We start from the raw sequence: 21215 nt of genomic DNA on the forward strand, positions 1-21215 counted from the left end.
CTGCCCGAACAGTATCGAGCCCGAACAGCATCGAGAATGACATGAACCTTCCCAACATCATCCGGCCGGAACACACCTTCATCGGCGTGTCGGCGCCGACCAAATGGCGCGCGCTGCAGACCATCGCCGACAAGGCGGCCAAGGCTTTCTCCGTCGACGGCCAGACCATCCTGAAGGCGCTCGAAGCGCGTGAGAAGCTCGGCTCCACCGGCATCGGCAACGGTATCGCCATCCCGCATGCGGCAATCGACGGCATGACCAGCCCGCGCGGCCTTCTCCTCCGCTTCGCCCAGCCGCTGGATTTCGAGGCGATCGACGATATCCCGACCGACATCGCCTTCGTGCTGCTCTTTGGAGAGAACAATCGCGGCGAATATCTGAACGTGCTTTCCGCCATCGCCAGGCGGCTGCAATCGGATGGTGTGCTTGCCGCCATGCGCAAGGCAAGGACGGTCGACGAATTCCATTCCGATTTCATCGCCGATTCACGGGTGTGAGGGCATCGTTCTAAATTAAAAAAGGCGCGGCCCGAAGGTCGCGCCCACTCGTCTGCAATAAGACTATCTTAGAAGTCGCGCTGGAAGCGCAGGAAGCCGAACACGTCGTCGTCGCCTTCGTCCTCATCGTGATATTGCACGCTGAGCTTCGTACGCAGATCATCGACGATCTGGTAGTCGATGGTGACACCCGTGGTATAGGCGCTGCCGCCGGTGAAGCCGTTGCCGTCAGCCTCGAGAGCGATGTTTTCGAAGTACTGGAAGCCGGGAGTGACCTTCCACTTGTCGTTGATCTTCAAGGCATACTCTGCTGCGATCGTCCATTCGGACTCTTCGTAGTAGTAGTTGGCGCCGCTTGCCCATACGCCGGCAATGCCGAGCGTGCCCGGGCCGATGTCGGCATAGACGATACCGCGGACCGCGACTTCGCTGGTGTCGGTGTCATAACCGGCAAGCAGGTAAGCGCTGATGGCGCCGGCCTTGTAGGAGACCTGGCCTGCGACACCATAGTTGTTCGGGCCGTCGCCCGGCTTGGTGGCGTAGGCTTCTTCCAACTCGTCGACCGAGATGCCGGCTGCGAAAGCGCCATTCTCGTACTGATAACGGATCGAGTTGTGGTTCGTCTCGTTGCTGGCGAGCGTATCGGTCTCGCCGCTCATGTCGTCGTCCCACCAGCTATACAGCATACCGACGCGGAAACCGGCGATATCGATGTAGCCCTCATCCAGCAATGCTTCCTGGTCGGAGGCATCGTCGACATTGTAACGCAACGTGATGACGCCGGTGAGCGTGCCGTACTCGGTGTCGTTCTTGGCCTGGAAGGTGACCTGACCGCGAGTCCAGAAGTCTACGTCGGAGTCGCCGGAAATATGGTCACCGAAACGCACTTCGGTACGAATGTAACCGCCGATCGAAAGGCATGTTTCCGTCCCCGGAATATAAAAATAGCCGGTACCGTAGGCGTCGCAAACGCGAACATATTCCACGGGCTCGGGTTCCGCCGCCACGATGGCGTCGGCTGCGTGGGCTCCGGAGGCCGCGGCAAGGGCGGCAACGGAGGCAAAAAGGATAGTCCTGATATTCATTTGAATGGCCCTTAACAGGTTTGGAATGCGAGGCGCACTTCAAGGGTTGCCCCCGCGTTGGGTCGGCGAATACGACCGCAACGGAGGCCATATAGGAATCCGCAAGTGCCATCGCGGCAAAATCTTGGCAAAAATCAGCAGTACCATGTCGTTTTCGTGGAGGAACTGTGGCCAAAAAAACACGACTACTCTGTGGCGGTACGGCATGGCGGCCAATTGGCCGCGGCCAACTTCGGCACGTCCATTTCCAAATTGGCTGTTAAATGGAATGGCATTCTAACAGCCATGCCGGAACCGGAAGAACCTTTGTTTCATTATACGACTGACTTGATAGAGTTAAGACAGAAAACAGGAGGGTTCCCCATGCAGACACAACGGCTCACCCGGCTCCTCGCGGCGGCGGTCATGGCAGGCAGCTTCGCGATCGGAAGCATTGCTCCGGCATTCGCGGATCAGACGCTGCTTAACGTTTCCTACGATCCGACCCGCGAATTATATAAGGATTTCAATGCCGCCTTTGCCGCCAAGTGGCAAAAGGACAGCGGTGAAACGGTGACGATCCAGGCTTCGCATGGCGGTTCCGGCGCCCAGGCCCGCTCCGTCATCGACGGCCTCGACGCCGACGTCGTGACGCTTGCCCTCGAAGGCGATATCGACGCCATCGCCAAGGCGACCGGCAAGATCCCGGCCGACTGGAAGACCAAGTTCCCCAACAATTCGACGCCTTATACGTCGACGATCGTATTCCTCGTCCGCAAGGGCAATCCGAAGGGCATCAAGGATTGGGGCGACCTGGTCAAGGACGGCGTGCAGGTCATCACCCCGAACCCGAAGACCTCGGGCGGCGCCCGCTGGAACTTCCTTGCCGCCTGGGCCTGGGCCAAGCAGGCGAATGGCGGCGACGAAGCCAAGGCGCAGGATTACGTTTCCAAGCTGCTTCAGCACGTCCCGGTTCTCGACACCGGCGCTCGCGGCGCCACGACCACCTTCGTCCAGCGCGGCCTCGGCGATGTGCTGCTCGCCTGGGAAAACGAAGCCTATCTTTCGCTCAAAGAGCTCGGTCCCGACCAGTTCGAGATCGTGACCCCGGCTTTCTCCATCCGCGCCGACCCGCCAGTGGCCATCGTCGACGGCAACGTGGACAAGAAGGGCACGCGCAAGGTCGCCGAAGCCTATCTCAACTACCTTTATTCGGACGAAGGCCAGAAGATTGCCGCCAAGCACTACTATCGGCCGATCAAGCCGGAAGCTGCCGATCCGGCTGACATCGCCCGCTTCCCGAAGCTGACGCTGGCGACCATCGACGACTTCGGCGGCTGGAAGAGCGCACAGCCTAAATTCTTCGGCGACGGCGGCGTATTTGACCAAATCTACAAGCCGGCCCAATAATAGACTTCATGAAAGCACATAGCCCCACGCGGTGGCGGTTCAAACGGCCGAGCGTCATTCCGGGTTTCGGAATGGCGCTCGGCCTTACCTTGACCTGGCTCACCCTACTGATCCTCATCCCGCTCTCGGGCCTTGCCGTCCGGTCGAGCGCGCTCGGCTGGGAGAAATTCTGGTCGATCGCGCTCGATCAGCGCACGCTGAACGCACTGCGCATCAGCTTCGGCAGCGCCTTCATCGCCGCGATCGTCAATGCCGTGTTCGGCATCGTCCTCGCCTGGGTGCTGGTCCGTTACCGTTTCCCCGGCAAGCGCATCATCGATGCCATGGTCGACCTGCCCTTCGCGCTGCCGACCGCCGTTGCCGGCATCGCACTGGCGACGCTCTACGCGCCGAACGGCTGGATCGGCCAGTTCCTGACGCCGCTCGGCATCAAGATCGCCTTCACGCCTGCCGGTATCGTCGTGGCGCTGATCTTCGTCGGCCTGCCCTTCGTGGTGCGCACCGTGCAGCCCGTCATGGAGGAAATCGACAAGGAAGTGGAGGAGGCCGCGGCAACGCTCGGCGCCAACCGCTTCCAGACGATTTTCCGCGTGCTGCTGCCGGGGCTGGCGCCCGCCGTGCTCACCGGCTTCGCGCTCGCCTTTGCCCGCGGCGTCGGCGAATACGGCTCGGTCATCTTCATCGCCGGCAACCTGCCGTTCAAATCGGAGATCGCGCCGCTGCTGATCATCATCAAACTCGAAGAATATAATTACGCGGCAGCGACGGGCATTGCGGCGATCATGCTGGTCCTCTCGTTCGCCCTGCTGCTGGTCATCAATCTCATCCAGAGCTGGAGCAGGCGGAGGTACGGCTATGGCGCTTGATGCGACCGCTCAACCGGCGAAGCTGCGGTCGGTGACCACCGAAAACCGGATCGCGCGCTTCACCTTGATCATCCTCTCGCTGGTCTTCCTGCTGCTGATCCTGCTTCTTCCGCTCGCCGCCGTCTTCGTCGAGGCCTTCCGCAAGGGAGCCGGCCCTTTCTTCGAAGCGCTCGCAGACGCCGAGACCTTCTCGGCGATCCGCCTGACGCTGATCGTTGCCGGCGTCAGCGTGCCTCTTAACCTCGTCTTCGGGGTCGTCGCCGCCTGGGCGATCGCCAAATTCGAGTTCAAGGGCAAGGCTTTCCTGACGACGCTGATCGACCTGCCCTTCTCGGTCTCACCTGTCATATCGGGCCTGGTCTTCGTTCTGCTGTTCGGCGCCAATACCTGGCTCGGCCAGTGGTTCAGCGCTCACGACATCAAGATCCTGTTTGCCGTCCCGGGGTTGATCCTCGCCACCATGTTCGTCACCTTCCCCTTCGTCGCCCGCGAGCTGATCCCGCTGATGCAGGAACAGGGAACGGCCGACGAGGAGGCCGCCCTTTCGCTCGGCGCCAGCGGCTGGCAGACCTTCTGGCACGTGACGCTGCCGAATATCAAATGGGGCCTGCTCTATGGCGTGCTTCTCTGCAACGCCCGCGCCATGGGCGAATTCGGCGCCGTCTCGGTGGTGTCGGGCCACATCCGCGGCCAGACGAACACCATGCCGCTGCAGGTGGAAATTCTCTATAACGAGTATAATTTCACCGGCGCTTTTGCCGTCGCGACACTTTTGGCCTTGCTCGCGCTCGTGACTCTTGTTTTGAAGACGCTGCTTGAAATGCGCTATAGCGCGGAAATCGCCGCCAGCCGGCGGCACTGAAGGAATTGGAATGGAAGTACGCGTTCAAAACATTCGCAAGGAATTCGATCGTTTTCCGGCGCTGCACGATGTCTCGCTCGACATCCGCTCCGGCGAGCTGATCGCACTGCTCGGCCCTTCGGGCTCCGGCAAAACGACATTGCTGCGGCTGATCGCCGGCCTCGAAAGCCCGACGGAGGGGCTGATCTTCTTCGGCGACGAGGATGCCTCGAAGAAGACTGTGCAGCAGCGCAATATCGGCTTCGTCTTCCAGCATTATGCACTTTTCCGCTACATGACGGTGCTCGAAAACGTCTCCTTCGGCCTCAAGGTCAGAAACAGCGCGCGGCGGCCGCCGAAGGCCGATATCCGCAGGCGGGCGCTCGAACTGCTCGACCTCGTCCAGCTTTCCGGTCTCGAAAAACGCTACCCGGCCCAGCTTTCCGGCGGCCAGCGCCAGCGCGTGGCGCTCGCCCGCGCCATGGCCGTGGAGCCGAACGTGCTGCTGCTCGACGAGCCTTTCGGCGCGCTCGACGCCCAGGTGCGCAAGGATCTGCGCAAATGGCTGCGCGATATCCACGACCGTACCGGACACACCACCGTCTTCGTCACCCACGACCAGGATGAGGCGCTGGAGCTTGCCGACCGCGTCGTGGTCATGAGCCAGGGCGCGATCGAACAGGTCGGCACACCGGACCAAGTCTACGACAATCCGAATTCTCCCTTCGTCTTCGGCTTCATCGGCCAGTCGAACTGCCTGCAGGTCGAGATATCAGACGGCGACATTCGATTCGAAGGCCGCTCGCTCGGCCTCAATGCCGAGGGCGAACCGGATGGCACGGCGCAGCTCTACTTCCGCCCGCACGATGTCAGGCTCTGCGAATCAGCCGAAAACTGTATCGCCGGCCAGCCGGTCTCAAGCCGCCGCGTGGCAGGCACCCGCCATATCGAATTGGATATCGGCAACGACCGCCCGCATATCGAGATCGAATTGCCGCCGAGCGAAGCTGAAAGGCTTGACCGCAACAGGGTAGCCTTCAAGCCAACCCGCTGGAAACTGTTCCGCAGCTGATGGAGATTGGGCCTCCCGCCCACAGCGCCGCGACTTTTTGAGAGCCGCAAAAGACGCTGTAACACTTTGAATTGCTGGGATAATTTTATCCTTGGATCGATTCCGATCTCAAGAATTTTGCAATGGCTCGCCGCCGGAATCGTATTTGGCGAGAGTCTCTTAAGGTTTTTGTTATCTAAGGTTGTTTGTATTTCAGTCATATGACGAGTAAAACGTTTTCGCTTAATCATTAAGGGCTGGACTAATCCCATAGGAGGCACCTAGCGTTGAGGGCGGAGATTTCCTTTGGAAAATCCCTGATCGGGATTTTGTTCGTAGGACTGGCAGCAGCAAGCTGCACAACGACATCGAAACCGGCGGGAACGGCGGCGAATACCAAGACGAAGCAGGGCCAAGCGGCGAAAGTCACGTTCAATTATACGGCCAAAGACCGCGAGTGCCTGCAGCGCGCGATGTATTTCGAATCGCAGCATTCGGACGAAGACGGCTACATGGCTGTCGGGACCGTCGTCATGAACAGGCTCACCTCCGGCGCCTATCCCACATCGATCTGCGGCGTCGTGGCCCAGAAAAGGCAGTTCGCGCCCGGCGTGATGACGCGCGAAGTCAAGCCGCAGGCGGAAACTGAGCTTGCCAGCGCTGCCGATGCAATCCTTGTAAAAGGCGCACGCCATCCTGCGGTGAAGGATGCGATGTTCTTCCACACGGATGGGCTGAAATTCCCCTACGACAACATGCACTATGTGACGGTTGCCGGCGGCAACGCCTTCTACGAGAAGCGCGACTCCAACGGCATGCTTGAAACGCCGCCGCCGCTGCCCTCCTACGAGGTGGCGATGAACTATGTGCCCGGCGAAAGCATGCTGCCGCCGCAATTCGAGGCACTGATACCCTCGGCAGTTCCCGTTCCTCTGCCGGCTCCAGATCCCATGGCGACGGCGAGCACGGGGCAGATGCGGATAACGGCGCCGGTGACCGCGCCGGAAACATCACCGGTAACATCGGTCGAGCCCGAGCCGGGAATGCCCATCGCGATCCCTATTCCCCGCCCCGCCTATGACAGCGTTATGCTGCGTGAAAGCCTTCCGGCGAACGGCGGTTAAACCGCCCTTCCTGGTTATGTGGTGGAAGCATGTTTTTGTTTCCGCGCAATATCGGACGCGAAAGTGCGAAGCGGTTTCGGGATAACGACATGCATGAATCAATGACCTGAAGCGCGTCGCATGAATCCGGATTGCCGCGACGCGCTTTAGGCGCGCTCTTCCCAGACCCTCGCCAGTTCCACGATCGTCTTGACCGCCTTTTCCATGTCCTGGCGGCTCACCCATTCGAGCGGCGAGTGGAAGGCATGACCGCCGGCGAAAATGTTCGGGCAGGGCAATCCCATGAAGGAAAGGCGCGAGCCATCCGTGCCGCCGCGGATGTTGCCGCGCACCGGCGTCATGCCGGCCCGGCGCACCGCTTCGATAGCGTTGTCGACGATCTCCGGGTGACGATCGAGCACCACCTTCATGTTGCGATACTGCTCCTTCACCTCAAAACGATAGGTCGAGCCGGGATAGACAGCCATCACCTCCTTGACAATGGCTTCGAGCATCGTTTCCTTTTCCGTGAGACCCTTGTCGGTGAAGTCACGGATGATCAAGCTCAGCGACGCCTTCTCCATCGAACCGGTCACGCCGGTGGGATGGATGAAGCCCTGCTGGCCTTCCGTGGTCTCGGGGGCAATATCCCTTGGCAGCCGGTCGATGATGGCGCCGGCGATCTTGATGGCGTTTTCCATGCGGTCCTTGGCAAAGCCGGGATGGATCGCCACGCCTGATATGCTGATCTCGACGCCGTCGGCCGAAAACGTCTCATCCTCGATATGGCCGGCTGTCTCGCCGTCCATCGTATAGGCAAAGTCGGCACCGAGTTTCTTCAGGTCGACCTTGTTGACGCCGCGCCCGACTTCCTCGTCGGGCGTGAACAGGATCTTGATCGTCCCGTGCCTGATATCTGGATTGCCGACGAGCATCGCAGCCGCGGCCATGATTTCGGCCAGTCCCGCCTTGTCGTCGGCGCCGAGCAATGTCGTCCCATCGGTCGTGACGATGTCGTTGCCGATCTGGTTCTGCAGCTCGGGATGATCGCTGACGCGGATCACCCGGCCGGTGACGCCGGGAAGGCTGATGTCACCGCCGGCATAGTTCCTGACGATCTGCGGCTTGACGTCAGTGCCGCTGAAATCGGGCGCCGTATCCATGTGCGAGCAGAAACAGATGACCGGCACCGTCTTGTCGCTATTGGCCGGAATGGTCGCGTAGACATAGCCGTGCTCATCGAGATGCGCGTCGGCAAGACCGATCTTCAGCAGCTCATCGACCAGAACCCGTCCGAGATCCTTCTGCTTGCCGGTGGTCGGCTGCGTCGACGAGGCAGGGTCGGATTGCGTGTCGATAACGACATAACGGAGAAAGCGGTCAAGAACAGTGTCGGTCATGGCATCCAGTCCAGCAAGATCACACGGACGATATAGCCCTCCCGGGCGATGCGGCAAAAGATTTTTCCGCTCGCAGCACGTGAGGAATGACCGTTCAATCCTTTTCATGCACCTCTGTCGGATACCGGGACAGAGACCACATGTGAAACAAGCCTGCCATCGCTGACCTCATGCACGAGGAAGGACGGAGCATCGATCACCGAAAGATCCGCACGGCCTTCCAGCAGAAGCGGATTGGGCGGGCAGAGGGAGCCGCAGGTCTGGACAGGGATGAATCCCAACCGACCGAATGCAGGTCGGTGGACATGGCCGCAGAGAATCGCCAGCGGCAGCCTGTGCATCGTCTCCAGGGTGCCGAGAAGCGCACTGCCGTTCCTGCATCCGATCTGGTCCAGCGTCTCGATGCCGATCTTGAATGGCGGCTGATGCATGAACAGAAGAGCAGGCGTCGTCACGTCGGCAAGCGCGCTCATCAGCCACGGCAGATGCGGCAGGACGTCGCCGTAGCTCTGACCGGCGACGGTTACATCGACACCGAAGAGGGTCAGCCCATCGACGGCTGTCCGGAAATGCATCGGTCCCGTCGCATTGATCCATGGGCCGACGGCGGCAAGTTCGGAACGCATCAATTGCACATCGTCACCATTGCCCGGCAACAGGTGGACAGGGCAGCCCAGCGACCGCAGGCATTCGGCGACAAGGCGATAGCCGTGCCGCCATCCGTCGTCCACCAGATCTCCGGTGACAACAAGCACATCCGGGCGGAACGTCTTCAGCCACGCTATCGCCCGCTCCAGCGTCCGCAGCGACGAAAGGTCTGGCCCTGCATGGATATCGGATATCTGCGCAACGAGCATATTCTGCCTCCTCGCCTCTGCTGGAGACAATATGCCGAAACCGATAGCGTCAGGCTACCGGCCTCCGACCATTCAGTCGACGCGTTTTCCCTCGGCGTCGAACACATGCAGATACTGGGCCGGGAAGGCCACATTGACCTTCGGCCCCGCTTTCAGCGCGTCGCGGTTCAGCGTGAAGATCTTGAATGGCAGGCCATGCAGGGCAAGGTGCAGGATGATGCCGAAGCCTGTGGGTTCGACGAGTTCCACATCCGCCGCAAGCCCCGCCCCGCCGTCGCTCATCAGCACATGCTCCGGCCGGATGCCGAGCGTCACCTTTGCGCCGTCTGAAAGCGGCAAAGGCTTTGCAAGCGGCACGATCGTGCCGTCCTTCAGCTTCACGCCGCCGGCATCATAGCTGGCCTCGAGGAAATTCATCCCCGGCGAGCCGATAAAGCCGGCTACAAAGAGATTGGCGGGGCGGTCGTAGAGTTCCAGGGGACTGCCGACCTGCTGGACCACCCCGCCATGCATGGCAACGATCCGGTCCGCCAGCGTCATTGCCTCGATCTGGTCATGGGTCACGTAGATCGAGGTCGCCTTCAGATCGCCATGCAGTTTCTTGATTTCGGCGCGCATCTGTTCGCGCAGGCGCGCATCGAGGTTGGACAGTGGTTCGTCGAACAGGAAGGCCTTCGGCTGGCGCACGATGGCGCGACCCATGGCGACGCGCTGGCGCTGGCCGCCAGAAAGCGCCTTCGGCCTTCGTTCGAGCAAAGGATCGAGGCCGAGCTTGGCGGCGGCCGCGGCCACCGCGCTTGCAATCTTCTCCTTCGCCACCTTCCGGAGCCTAAGGCTGTAGCTCATATTGCCGGCGACGTTCATATGCGGGTAAAGCGCATAGGACTGGAACACCATGGCGATATCGCGGTCCTTGGGATGCAGTTCGTTCACCCTATTGCCGGCGATGCGGATCTCACCTGATGTGACCTCCTCCAGCCCGGCGATCATGCGCAGCAGCGTGGACTTGCCGCAGCCGGACGGGCCAACGAGCACGACGAATTCGCCGTCCCGGATTTCGAGGTCGACGCCGTGCAGCACCTGCACATGGCCATAGGCTTTGCGGATATTCCGGATATCGATCGATGCCATTTGTTTAACCCTTGACCGCGCCGGCCGTCAGGCCCTGGACGAGATAGCGCTGGATGAGCAGGAAGAAGAGGCCGGCCGGAATGAGCGCCATGACGCCCGCCGCCATCATCTGCCCGAAATCCACCGAGAATTTCGAAACGAAAGTGAGAAGGCCGACCGGGAAGGTCGCCGCGTCATTGCCGTTGATCAGCATCAGCGCGAAGAGCAGCTCGCTCCAGGCGGCCGTGAAAACGAAGCCGAGGGTGGCGGCAATCCCCGGCAGCGTCAGCGGCAGGATGATCTGGCGAAACGCCGTGAACTGCGTCGCCCCGTCGATCTTCGCCGCCTCTTCGAGATCCCTCGGAATGCCGTCGAAGAAGGACTGCATCAGGAAGGTGGCGAAAGGCACGTTGAAGGCGGTGTAGACGATGACGAGCCCGGTCAGGCTGTTGGTCAGATGCAGAGGCGAGAGGATCTTGAAGATCGGCGCCACCAGCATGACCAGCGGGAACATCTGGGTCAGCAGCATCAGGGCGACGATCCAGTATTTTGCCCGGAAGTTGAAACGCGACAGCGCATATCCCGACAGCGAAGCGCAGACCGTTACAGTCACCGCCGTCGAGGCCGAGACGATCAGGCTGTTCTTGAAGAAGGTCGGAAAGGCGCTGTGGCGCAGCACGAAGGCATAGTGATCCCATGTCGTGCGCGACGGCCACATCCGCACGCCTTCGCTATAGAGCAGGTCGTTCGGCGTCACCGAGACCTTGAGCAGCCAGAACAGCGGAAAGAGTGCGAAGGCGATATAGCAGAGGATCGCCAGACGGTGTGCGATGGTGGGAATGACGGATCGTCTCATGATCTCAATCCTTGTTCAGCAACGTCTGCCGGAGCAGGATGATCAGCATCGAATAGGCAAGCAGCAGTACGAGCAGCACCAGCGCGATCGCCGAGGCATAACCGAAATCGAGCCGCCTGAAGGCTGTCGTGAAGATATAGCTGGCGACGATCTGCGTGCGGTCGGCCGGCCCGCCACTGGTCATGACGACGATGAGATCGGCGAAATTGGAAATCCACACGGTGCGCAGCAGCACGGTGATGGCGATCGTGGGCGCCAGAAACGGCAGGGTGATCGAGCGGAAACGCTGGAACCAGCCGGCGCCGTCGATCGATGCCGCCTCATAGAGATCGCGCGGGATCGCCTGCAAGGCGGCCAGCAGCGTAATCGCGAAGAAGGGAATGCCCCACCAGACATTGGCGACGATCGGCCCCCACATCGCATAGTTGGGATCGGAGAGAATATTGCCCGGCTCATGCATCAGCCCGAGGGCGAAGAGCCAGTGCGGGATCGGGCCGATGACGGGATTGAACAGCCAGGCCCAGTTGAGGCCGGCGAGAAAAGACGGCACGGCCCAGGGCAGGAAGACCAGCGCCTGCGCGATTGCTCTGCCTTTAAACGGCTTGTCGAGCAGCAGCGCCAGGATCAGCCCGAAGACGAACTGCAGGACGACGGAGGCGCCTGTCCACCAGAGCGTGTTCCTCAGCGCGCCATAGAAGGCGGCATCGCCGGCAAGCTCGCGGAAATGGTCGAGCCCGATGAAGCCGCCGGAAAACGGATTGAGCAGCTGGATATCGCGGAAGGCGTAGGAGATGCCGACCGTCAGCGGCACCAGCATGACCGCAATGATCAGGATCAGCGACGGCGCGCTATAGAGGTAGGGCTCCGAAGCATCGGCAACGCGACGCAGCCATGTCCTGCGGTCGCGACGCATGTCGAGCGTATCGGCGGAAATGGTCATCGGCCAGAAGTTCCCATTCGCGGCGTTCATGCGCCGTCTGTGTCATCCAAGAAGCGACGGCGGCCCCGTCTCGAAGAGCCGCCGCCGTCAGTCCGTTGCTTATTTCTTGGCGAGGAACTTCTGCTGTGCCTTGGTGAGGTAGTCCGCCCACTGGTCGGCCAGATCCTTTGCCGAGATATCGCCGAGCAATGCCTGCTGCGAGGTCTTGATCGCCAGCGAATCCTTGAAGAAGGCGAATTCCTCGAGGTAGGTCGGCATGACGGTCGGTACCGTGTTCGGGTCCGCCAGTTCCTCGAACCAGCCCTTGAACTGGTCACCGGCATAGAAAGGATCCTTCTCGGCCGCCGTATAGGCCGGCAGGGCGCCGATGCGCTTGTTCCACTCGATATTGCCTTCCGGCCCTTCGAGGGTGGCAATCAGCTTCCAGGAGAGATCCTTGTTGCCGCTTGTCGTGAACATCGACCAACCGCCATAGCCGATCGTCGGGAAGGACTTGCCGTCAGGGCCCTTCGGCAGCGGCATGACGCCGAAATCGTCCTTGTTCATGCGTTCGGCGATGGCGATCAGCGCATCGGGATCCTGGTCGAGGAAAGCGCAGGTGCCGGAATAGAAGCCGGCGACGACTTCGTTGAAGCCCCAGTTGACGCTGTCCTTTGGCGCATAGCCCTTCTTGTAGAGATCGACCATCCATTCGATGCCCTTGGCCCAGCCGGGGCTGTTCATCGTCGAGGTGCCGTCATCGTTGAAATACTTGTTCGAGCCGGCCATCGAGGCGGCAAAGATCATCCAGCCATTGAGGCCGCCCGGGCCGCCACGCATGCAATAGCCGTATTTGCCGGACAGTTTGGAAACCTTCTCCGAAGCGGCGGTAAATTCTTCCAACGTCTTCGGCGGCGCGGCGACGCCGGCTTCCGAAAGCAGCTTCTTGTTGTAGAACATCGCCCTGAGATAGAAGCCGTAGGGCAGCATATAGGCGGTATTCTTGACGTCGCGGCCGAGCTCGAGCGCGCGCGGCGTCAGCTCCTTGGTGTGTTCCCACTTTTCGAGGTAGGGCTCCAAGCTCTCGAGCATGCCGTTATTGGCATAGAGCGACAGCCAGGTATCGGGCATTTCCATCACATCGGGCACGTCGCCGGCCGACACCATGGTCGCGAACTTCTGGAACGCTTCGTTCCAGGGCAGCGAGATGATGTCGACCTTGGTGCCGGGATTGGCGGCTTCGAACTTGCCGACGATCGATTTCAGCGTTTCGGTGCGCTCCGGGCTGGTGATGACTTCGACAAGCTTGAGCGTCGTATCGGCAAAGGCCGTACCCGCCATCATCGAAGCAAAGAGCGTCGAGATTATTAGTTTTTTCATGGCTCAGTTCCCCCTTATTAGGTTTCTCTCGGGTTTCAGGATTGTGAGGCGGCGGCGAGCGCCTCCTCCATGTCTCTCCACAGGGCCTCGGTTCCTTCGAGGCCGACATGGAGACGTACGGATCGCGCATGGATGCCGAAGGCATGTGCGGAATTTGGCTGTGCCTTCTGCTGGAGCACCACCTCGCCCGGTACGATCAGGCTTTCATGTCCACCCCAGCTTACACCCAGTTTGAAGAGCTTGAGGTGATCGGCGAAGGTTCGGATATCGACGCCTTCGCGGAATATGAAGGAAAACAGGCCCGAGGTGCCGTTGAGCCCGGCGGGCAAGCGGTTGGTAAGCCCCGGATGGCAGACTGTCTCCACCACGTCGAGCTTCTGCAGGCGCCTGGCGATTTCCAGCGCCGATGTCTCGTGGGCTCGCATGCGCAGCGGCAGCGTGCGCAACCCGCGGATCAGCAGCCAGGCGTCGAACGGCGAAAGCTTGCCGCCGAGATAGGGATAGGCCTCGGCCTTGACGCGCGCGATCATCGCCTTCGAGCCGGCGATGACGCCCGCCACCACATCGCTGTGGCCGCCGAGATATTTCGAGGCCGAATGGATGACGAGATCGACGCCGAGCGTCAGTGGCCGCTGGAAGAACGGGCTCGCCCAGCTGTTGTCGATCATCGAGACGATGCCGTGTTGCCTGGCGAGTGCCGCGAGCGCACCGACGTCATGGGCCTCCATCACCCAGCTCGTCGGGCTTTCCATGTAGAAGAGCTTGGCGCCGGGCAGCGCCTTGGCGACCGCTTCCTCGTCGCGCCCGTCGACATAGGTCACCTCGATCTTCATCCGCTTCAGGATAGTGCCGAACAGGCGAAAGGCATCGGGATAGACGTGCTTGACCGCAACGATGCGGTCGCCCGGCTCTACGAAGCTTAAGACCGCCGACGAGATCGCCGCCATGCCGCTTGCAAAACCCAACGCATCCTCCGCCCCTTCGAGCTTGGCGAGCATTTCTTCGAAGGCACGCACTGTGGGGTTCAGGCCGCGCGTATAGATCGGCCGCACCTTCTCGCCGCGATAAGAGGCGATCATGTCGTCGTAATCGGAAAAGGTGAAAAGCGAGGTCTGGAAAATCGGCGGCACGACGGCGTCTGCGAAGTTGCCTTCGTCATGCGCCGTGATGAGGGAAGCAAGATCGAACGGTTCAGAGCCGTTGCTCATTTGGACATTTCCTTGATGTCTTCCTCGACGATATCGAGAATTTTCAATGTTTCGGCGCGCGCCGCCTCGGGATCCCCGGCAGCGATCGCGTTGAAAAGCGTGCGGTGAAAGGGAAAGGACCGGCGCGCGAAATCCTGCCGGTCGAACGGATGTTCCCAGAAGCGTTCGAAGGTCTCGCGCATCTGTTCGAGAAGCTGGCGAAACAGCGGATTGTGGGTGGCGTCGTAGACGGCGAGATGGAAGGCAAGATCCTCCGGCCCGGAGGTGCCCTTCTCCAAGTGCACCCGTTCCATCGCGTCCAGCTTTTCCTCGATGACAACGAGATCCGTGCTCGTGCGCCGCCGGGCCGCAACCATGCCCGCCTCGCATTCGATGCCGCGGCGAACCTCCAGCGTCTGCAGCAGCGCGTCGCGCAAATGGACCGTGTCGAGCGACAGCGGCATGTGGATCGTCGCCCTGGAAACCGGCTTCAGCAGATAGGTGCCGCTGCCCTTGCGCGTCTCGATGACGCCGAGCGCCTGGAAGTGGCGGATCGCCTCGCGAATGGTCGAGCGGCCGACGGCAAGGGCTGTCATCAGCTCGCGCTCGGCCGGCAGCCGATCGCCCGCCTTCAACCGCGCTTCCTCCACATAATCCGCCAGTGCATCGGTCACCTGACGCGCGCGGTCCATGACCGGAAGCGGCCGGATCACCGGCCTGTCGCTACGATTTGCCTTCATGGTTCCCCATTTTCTTATCAGGCAGTCAGGCCCCGAAATTGGTCTGACATCTTAGCATTTCTCAAAGAGCGACAGACGTCAAGTCGTGTTTGAGTGTGTAAGGCGCTCTCGCATGGCCCAGACCGCGGGGTTGGTGTCCCAAAAGGAGGTCTGGCGTGGCCAAGAGGGTTTTCGGCACCTTGAAAGGGCGATTGGAGGGGTTGAATTCAGCGGGAGCGTTGTGAGGATTTTGCCGTTTCGTCTCTTGCAAGCTCGTGGAGCATTGTCTGTGAAACGAGGAAACCACGCGATGAAACATGGCAGGCCAGACAATCACTCAGAACGATTCCGCGAACTTTCGATCAAGATGAGGCTGCGGATGCACAAAGCGTCTCACGAGATAATGCGAGCAAAGTCCCACAGGCTGAGGCGGATCAGATTGTTTATGGTGAGTATGGCACACTCGATCTGTCGCTTCTGTCTGAGCGAATGGAGCGTGCGGAAGAAGTTGCCAAGACTGTGGCCAGATGGCAGCAGAGCGACAGCAAACTCCACGATGTCTCCCGGCTGCTGTCCACGGTGGCGGAAGGTTTGACCCCCGCCATTCCCGATATGCCATCAGCCCGCGTCTAGGTGGTGGATCCGGCATTGGCCTCGCAAATCGCTGAATCGGCATTGCCCCTACCAGATCACCTTGGACAGTTCGGAGAGGACAGCGTTGCCATAGCTCTCGTCCTTGATGCTGAGCTCCGCCTCACCGGACACGAGATTGAAGTTAAAGTAGACCTCGGCTTGATCTTCCCCGAAGAAAATCTTGGTAGTGTACCAGTCTCCGGGGCCGCCGCCGAAACCGCCTCCCGAGGAGCGGACGGTCGGTGGTCCGAGAAATGCTATATCGAATGCTAGCGTGTCCTGTTTGGCGTTTGAAAGGCGAAGATCGCTCGCTTCCAGGGCTTTGCCCAGTTCGGAAATGAAATGCGTGGGTCGCGCGCCGCCTGCAACATGGAGAAACCTACCACGCGATTCGCTCTGCAGTTCGATAGCGAATTTCGTTTGGTAGTCGCCATCACCATACGACGCCATCAAGGCGAGGTCATCGGTGTCCGATTTAACGGGCAGCTGGGTGATCTTGAAGGCAAGCGACCCTGGAGACCGGCCGTCGGTAACCTGATCCTGTGCGTCTACGCCGCCGGAGAACACAGCGCTCGCAAATACTATCAGGGCGGAGCGTCGAGTGATCATGTCATTCTCCTGAGAAAGAAGCTGCCGCCACGGACCTAGCACACCTCCTTGGCACCGTCGCGGACACGGGTATGGAGATTCATTCCAGGCTTGTCCACGGGTAACCCGCGGTTCACCATCTCACCGAAATATGTGTGAAGCAATCCGCCGCCCCAGTTGATTTCAAAGGGATTTCAGGCTGACGTGGACGCTTACACCAGGGCTTCAATATGCAGCGCTTCGAAATACAAGCACTTGAGAACGGGATGTGGTCGGTCATGGATCGCCAGACCGGCAAGCCGATCGCTGACCGTGAGGGGGCAAGCGATAGGACCAGGTTGGAAGCCCAAGCCCTGGCTGATTTCCGCAACGGCATGTTGATTCCTCCCGCAAAGGAGCGGATTTCCTCCAGGCTCGAGAAGATACGTCGTGCTTGGGAACTGCTCTCTGGGAAGCGTCCGCCACGGTAACCCGTCCGCGCAGTCACGCCAAACGGGCCGATATCGGTCCTCGGCACGTCACAAGCTCGATCGGGATTGTGGTCGAGCTTCTTTCCACTTCGACGACAATCGCGTCACGGCACGATAAGCCGCATCGCGCTAAGCATCAGGATGCAGAGGGTGGTGGGGCAAGCGCGATATTCACCTTTGAGTTCTCGCAAACGCGCAGCGTTGTGAAGCGGCAGCTTTGCAGGGTTTCATAAACGAGCCTGCAATCCCAGTCCTGCCGTGGCGTTGAAGAATATCTCCTGACAGTCAGTGCGAGGTGATCGCACGACCGCTGGACGCGAGATGCTCGGTAATGGCGCGCCGGATTTCGGTAACCGTGTCGAAGAGCCTGTTGTCCAAGTCGATGACATTGAAGCGGACAGCGATGAATTTGAGGCGGTTTTCGACAGGGACCGCGATCCCGACTTCCTGACCGTTGAATACGACAGCTTGCTTTTGCATAACAAACCTCGGGCGCGCCACACGGGAGCACCATCTTAGAAAAGTGGAACAAAGGGTTTACGACGCGTCAGATTGCCGTCGTAGGTCGGTATCGGATCGAGACGAGATCACGCACTCGCTGCACCATTGCGAAGAAACGAAGTCCGACAAACAAAGTCATCATCCTCCCTCAAGCGAGTCAAACGACCACTGAGTATCGCCGGCGAGGGCCGGTTATTTCGGAACTCTTCTGTAAAAAACGTAGTCGAGAAACTTCGAGTAAGCAACTGATTTTTGTTATTATTTAGCGTTTTGAATCGTATGACAATTACCGCAGGTGCGAAGTAATAAATGATGTACGTTCGTCCGACCCCATAGTCGAAGGCCAAGGCGACGACGGAGAGCATACGGTCCGGACGGCAATCGGATTTGGGAAATGGTTTCAACTTCGCCGCCGCCGCTTTCAAAGCGCCCCTTGTGCGCTTCTGGTAGACAACAATCTTCGACACAGCTCATCGCGGCCGAATAACGTGTAGACTGCTCTTCTTCTGTAAGTGGAAATCTTCGCGGCCAAGCAGTCCCCTCACATATTCTTAAAATTCAACGTATAAAATGTGCAGTTATACTGCAGGCAGGAAACGCCGTGCCTGTGCCTTAGGGCGGGAACATGTGCTGGAATACATCGTCGGCAGAAGAGTGTAAGAGCGCGACGACCGCACCTGCCGTCACCGGTTCGCAGATAGACCACGATCCTCATGGTCGAAGAGCTATCTGGCGATGACACGGGCGGGCAACTTGAGCCCTGTGAGTGTCAAAGACCCTGCGCGCAGCCTCCTTAGATGATCGGCTCCGGCCACTCGCACTCTGGGATCAGTTCGCGAAGCGTCTTGGTCCGCCGCCGTCAAGGTCCTCATGGATTAATGGCGGCATGTTTCTGCCCACGGTCAGGGAGACTCGCGAACTCCGTCCTAAGGCTTCGAAGGATTTCCTCCCGGGAGTGACCTTGGAAGCGCAGGTCTACAACCCGTGCCACGAAGCCCTGATGGTCTGGAGGAATCTTCAGCTCATTGCATGCGTCGACGAGTATCTCCTGGAGGAATTCGAGATCGTCAATGTCAATCGCGAAATCAGAAAGCAGGCCCAATTCCCACCCCCGCAGACAGAGGCAGAGAGCGTAAACATCTCCCAAGCTGGCACCCAAATACCAACCGACTCATCATAGCGCGAATACGTCCGCATTCCAGCGAAATTCTGATCGTCTCGAATTTAGCTGAAGGTTATCACTTACGCGAGAAAGGGTAGATTCGTTCACGCGCCCCCATCGGATGGAGATAACGACCGGGTTGAAAACCCTCTTGAGAACCCACCGTCATTCGACAAATGTACTTCCGCCGCCGGTGGATTATTCCGTGGAATTGGCAGCCGCACTAGGCTCAACGATCAAGCGGCCGAACCTGCGGCCTCAACGGAGGCTTACGACACTCGACTCAAATACAAGCTGAAATCGTTCAGTCTCTTCACCAGTGATGGACGCGTACCTCCGGCCACAGTGTTTTTGCCCTCGCAGCCTTCTCCTCGTGAGTGTTTCGGTTATCCAATGCATAGTTTGGCACGACCCGGAATGAAAACATGTCATTTAGACCGAAGGGGGCTTCGATATGCAATTGGTCGTCGTCCGCCAATCGCACGGCGACAGAATGCGTCTTTGTCGAGTATCGAAGGAGAGCGTCTTTCGAACACGTTAGTGGCTCCACCGAAAAACCAAATCGCTCCTCGAACCAGAGGTGGACACGCGCCTGGTTTCTGATCTGAATCGGGATCGGCAAGTCCCTTGCGACAGGGAGTACCGCACGGATAACACGGTCTTCGGCCTCGTAGCACAGGTCGCTATCGTCGAAATAGATGACATCGATATCCTTGACGCCATACCAGCGGGGCCGTCCTGTCAGCGCGTTCCAAACCGTCTGGTAGATTGCGCCTCCCCCAACAAGGTAGTCCGGCAGTCTCATCGCCTCCAGGTGCCGGAGAACCTTCACCAGTTCTGGAACCTGCAATATCAGGGAGGCCAAACGAGAGCGTTGCTGGTTGTCATCAATATCTGCGTAACGAAGATGTTCTTCCATATCATCTCTCGAAGTTTGCCAAGGCTTCAGGAAATCAAGTTTTTCTCTCGACTAGGCGTCGGAAACACGCGACATCCACCCGGTCGCAGCCGCCCAACGGTCCGCACGGCGAATAATCTGCCAAAGGTGATCCTCTTTGCCTGTAGTGTAAGCCACCCGGTCGTTTTGGAACCGCGGAGCCAGTCTGCGCTTCAGGTCGACGTACGGTTCGTGCTCCTCGACATGGATGCGCATATAGTCTCGAAACAGCAGCGGCCACTGCTCGTGCCAACTCCCTAGACGCCGGACATGAATATGTGTCCGTTCCTGGCCTGGGCTCTCCCGAAAATATCGCTTTGCCAGCTCCGGATTGGAAGATCGCCAAACATAACCAATGGCTTTCAAGGGTTCGATCAGGCTGTCCAAAGGGTCAAAGTCAACGACCGATACTTGAATGTCGATGATCGGCTTGGCCGCGAGGCCGTTAATGGCAGTCGATCCGATATGATCGATGCGCTTCGCGCGAGCACCGAGCGCGGTGCGGATCACGGCCGCCATCACGCGGAATTTCTCCGCCCATTCGGCAGACCAGTCACATATCTCGATCGGCTCATTCGATTTCACTGGCTGCTTCAACGATACAATAGAACGGCTAACCAATGGTCGTGCCAAAAACTTTGTTGGCTCGGGTTCAAAGAGGCGGACGGTCGCGACGCGAGATCGACCAAGCTGCGGCCACATAGGCAGCGGTCCGCAGGTCTTTCCTCGACATCGGATTTGTCTCTCGCAGCATCAACGATGATCCATCAACCATCCGGACGCAAGCCTTGCTGTCACCCAAGATTGAGACGAGCCCGATGCAGCTTGGGGCGCTCCGATTCGACGTCGTAGAGCGCCCACTCCTTTTCAGCGGCATGCCTTCACACCCCGTCACTCCGGGTAACCAATCGTCAATTACGATTTTGGAATACACGCGTATATTACCCCTCGGGGATAGCGATCCCTGACCTGAGGTCGACGACAATGGACTGGGACGCAACGTCTGCATTCACACCCGTTGGGCTGGCTCTGCGCGGTCAGCCAGCTCATAGGATCGTACGCACCCTCCGCGACGCCGCATATATGCTGCTCAAGGACTGGCCTTCCGATGACGGCGAAGAATATGTCACTGCGGTGAAGGCTTGCGTCGACGTGATCAGTGGTCAGATCGCTCCGGAGCAATTTTGGGACGCGTTTCTGCGTGCGGCCGATGAGGCAGGTATCGCCGCGCTGACTGTCGTTCAGCGATGACAACGAGTAAAAGTAGCGGGTGCAGGGCCCCAATTGATGCCTATGGCACGCTCAACGTCGCTCTGGTGCGCCTCGGCATTCTCAATGGTAGGCCTGCGAAATCCGCTTATGGGCGCACCCGAGAGCGGATGGTTCACCACGCTCAGCCGATGCACAGGTGTCAAGATCACGCGATAGGATAACTCCCCGGAACCCGAGCGCAATCAGTGACCAGACCATCCATTGATGTTGACCGCCGACCTTGACGCCTCTGCTCCAAAAAACAAAAGTTCGGCGACGTAGCCTGGGAAAGCTCGGTGGCCAATGCTGGGCTCGTGGGTTGGCCGCCTATCTGGAACAATTGCAAGGGCCACGAGTTGATGGTTCAGTCGGGCGTAAGCGTAATCGGAGCGCGGCGCTCTCCCCATCCCTCG

General features: G+C 59.5%; 21 protein-coding genes. 8 read left to right on the forward strand and 13 right to left on the reverse strand.

What is annotated here, in order from left to right; genetic code table 11:
- Positions 1-41: 41 nt before the first annotated feature.
- Positions 42-497 (forward strand): PTS sugar transporter subunit IIA, encoded by a 456-nt coding sequence (locus C3Y91_RS05755; RefSeq protein ID WP_168575139.1) that lies wholly within the window; start codon positions 42-44, stop codon positions 495-497.
- A 68-nt stretch (positions 498-565) separates the two neighbouring features.
- Here the strand turns inward: C3Y91_RS05755 and C3Y91_RS05760 are convergent, their stop codons facing one another.
- Positions 566-1582: a porin gene (locus tag C3Y91_RS05760; protein WP_168575140.1), complete on the reverse strand. Its 1017-nt coding sequence runs from the start codon at positions 1580-1582 to the stop codon at positions 566-568.
- Positions 1583-1945: 363 nt separating this feature from the next.
- On the opposite strand from C3Y91_RS05760, the gene C3Y91_RS05765 reads away from it, so the two are divergent.
- From C3Y91_RS05765 to C3Y91_RS05785, 5 genes are all read left to right on the forward strand, one after another.
- The gene (locus tag C3Y91_RS05765; RefSeq protein WP_168575141.1) at positions 1946-2971 is read left to right on the forward strand and encodes a sulfate ABC transporter substrate-binding protein; all 1026 of its coding nucleotides are present in this window, start codon (positions 1946-1948) and stop codon (positions 2969-2971) included.
- 8 nt (positions 2972-2979) lie between these two features.
- Positions 2980-3837 carry a sulfate ABC transporter permease subunit CysT gene (cysT, locus tag C3Y91_RS05770; protein ID WP_018071099.1) on the forward strand — a complete coding sequence of 286 codons (858 nt, stop codon included), beginning with the start codon at positions 2980-2982 and terminating at the stop codon, positions 3835-3837.
- On the forward strand, positions 3827-4699 hold the full coding sequence (cysW, locus tag C3Y91_RS05775; protein WP_024319986.1) for a sulfate ABC transporter permease subunit CysW: 873 nt from the start codon (positions 3827-3829) through the stop codon (positions 4697-4699). The genes cysT and cysW overlap by 11 nt, the downstream gene beginning before the upstream one ends.
- Before the next feature lie 10 nt (positions 4700-4709).
- Positions 4710-5750, forward strand: a complete 1041-nt coding sequence (locus tag C3Y91_RS05780; protein ID WP_024319985.1) for a sulfate/molybdate ABC transporter ATP-binding protein — start codon at positions 4710-4712, stop codon at positions 5748-5750.
- A gap of 266 nt (positions 5751-6016) precedes the next feature.
- Positions 6017-6853, forward strand: a complete 837-nt coding sequence (locus C3Y91_RS05785) for a cell wall hydrolase (RefSeq protein WP_018071096.1) — start codon at positions 6017-6019, stop codon at positions 6851-6853.
- A gap of 146 nt (positions 6854-6999) precedes the next feature.
- On the opposite strand, the gene pepT is transcribed toward C3Y91_RS05785, so the two are convergent.
- From pepT to C3Y91_RS05830, 9 genes are all read right to left on the reverse strand, one after another.
- The gene (gene pepT, locus C3Y91_RS05790; protein WP_130666295.1) at positions 7000-8232 is read right to left on the reverse strand and encodes a peptidase T; all 1233 of its coding nucleotides are present in this window, start codon (positions 8230-8232) and stop codon (positions 7000-7002) included.
- A 104-nt stretch (positions 8233-8336) separates the two neighbouring features.
- Positions 8337-9089 (reverse strand): metallophosphoesterase, encoded by a 753-nt coding sequence (locus C3Y91_RS05795; RefSeq protein WP_024319983.1) that lies wholly within the window; start codon positions 9087-9089, stop codon positions 8337-8339.
- A gap of 72 nt (positions 9090-9161) precedes the next feature.
- On the reverse strand, positions 9162-10220 hold the full coding sequence (locus C3Y91_RS05800; protein ID WP_168575142.1) for an ABC transporter ATP-binding protein: 1059 nt from the start codon (positions 10218-10220) through the stop codon (positions 9162-9164).
- Between the two features lie 4 nt (positions 10221-10224).
- Complete coding sequence (locus C3Y91_RS05805) at positions 10225-11055, reverse strand: carbohydrate ABC transporter permease (RefSeq protein ID WP_018071092.1); 831 nt, start codon at positions 11053-11055, stop codon at positions 10225-10227.
- Between the two features lie 4 nt (positions 11056-11059).
- Positions 11060-11995: a carbohydrate ABC transporter permease gene (locus C3Y91_RS05810; protein ID WP_130666294.1), complete on the reverse strand. Its 936-nt coding sequence runs from the start codon at positions 11993-11995 to the stop codon at positions 11060-11062.
- 99 nt (positions 11996-12094) lie between these two features.
- On the reverse strand, positions 12095-13354 hold the full coding sequence (locus C3Y91_RS05815; RefSeq protein ID WP_018071090.1) for an ABC transporter substrate-binding protein: 1260 nt from the start codon (positions 13352-13354) through the stop codon (positions 12095-12097).
- Positions 13355-13389: 35 nt separating this feature from the next.
- On the reverse strand, positions 13390-14562 hold the full coding sequence (locus tag C3Y91_RS05820) for a PLP-dependent transferase (protein WP_024319981.1): 1173 nt from the start codon (positions 14560-14562) through the stop codon (positions 13390-13392).
- A complete protein-coding gene (locus C3Y91_RS05825; protein WP_018071088.1) occupies positions 14559-15281 on the reverse strand; it encodes a FadR/GntR family transcriptional regulator in 723 nt (240 codons plus the stop codon). The genes C3Y91_RS05820 and C3Y91_RS05825 overlap by 4 nt, the downstream gene beginning before the upstream one ends.
- A gap of 660 nt (positions 15282-15941) precedes the next feature.
- Positions 15942-16502, reverse strand: a complete 561-nt coding sequence (locus tag C3Y91_RS05830; RefSeq protein ID WP_024319980.1) for a hypothetical protein — start codon at positions 16500-16502, stop codon at positions 15942-15944.
- 209 nt (positions 16503-16711) lie between these two features.
- On the opposite strand from C3Y91_RS05830, the gene C3Y91_RS05835 reads away from it, so the two are divergent.
- Positions 16712-16951 carry a hypothetical protein gene (locus tag C3Y91_RS05835; RefSeq protein ID WP_064246549.1) on the forward strand — a complete coding sequence of 80 codons (240 nt, stop codon included), beginning with the start codon at positions 16712-16714 and terminating at the stop codon, positions 16949-16951.
- Between the two features lie 285 nt (positions 16952-17236).
- Here the strand turns inward: C3Y91_RS05835 and C3Y91_RS05840 are convergent, their stop codons facing one another.
- The 3 genes from C3Y91_RS05840 to C3Y91_RS05850 all read right to left on the reverse strand — a co-directional run bounded on the left by C3Y91_RS05840 (position 17237) and on the right by C3Y91_RS05850 (position 20136).
- Positions 17237-17431, reverse strand: a complete 195-nt coding sequence (locus tag C3Y91_RS05840; RefSeq protein ID WP_003577126.1) for a hypothetical protein — start codon at positions 17429-17431, stop codon at positions 17237-17239.
- A gap of 1496 nt (positions 17432-18927) precedes the next feature.
- Entirely contained in the window at positions 18928-19533 is a 606-nt protein-coding gene (locus C3Y91_RS05845; protein WP_024319977.1) for a nucleotidyltransferase family protein, read from the reverse strand.
- A gap of 51 nt (positions 19534-19584) precedes the next feature.
- Positions 19585-20136, reverse strand: a complete 552-nt coding sequence (locus C3Y91_RS05850) for a GrpB family protein (protein ID WP_245493632.1) — start codon at positions 20134-20136, stop codon at positions 19585-19587.
- A 399-nt stretch (positions 20137-20535) separates the two neighbouring features.
- Between C3Y91_RS05850 and C3Y91_RS05855 the strand changes: the two genes are divergently transcribed.
- The gene (locus C3Y91_RS05855; protein WP_024319975.1) at positions 20536-20802 is read left to right on the forward strand and encodes a DUF982 domain-containing protein; all 267 of its coding nucleotides are present in this window, start codon (positions 20536-20538) and stop codon (positions 20800-20802) included.
- Positions 20803-21215: the final 413 nt, after the last annotated feature.

This window comes from Rhizobium ruizarguesonis, from assembly GCF_012349115.1.
GTDB classification, from domain to species: Bacteria; Pseudomonadota; Alphaproteobacteria; order Rhizobiales; family Rhizobiaceae; genus Rhizobium; species Rhizobium ruizarguesonis.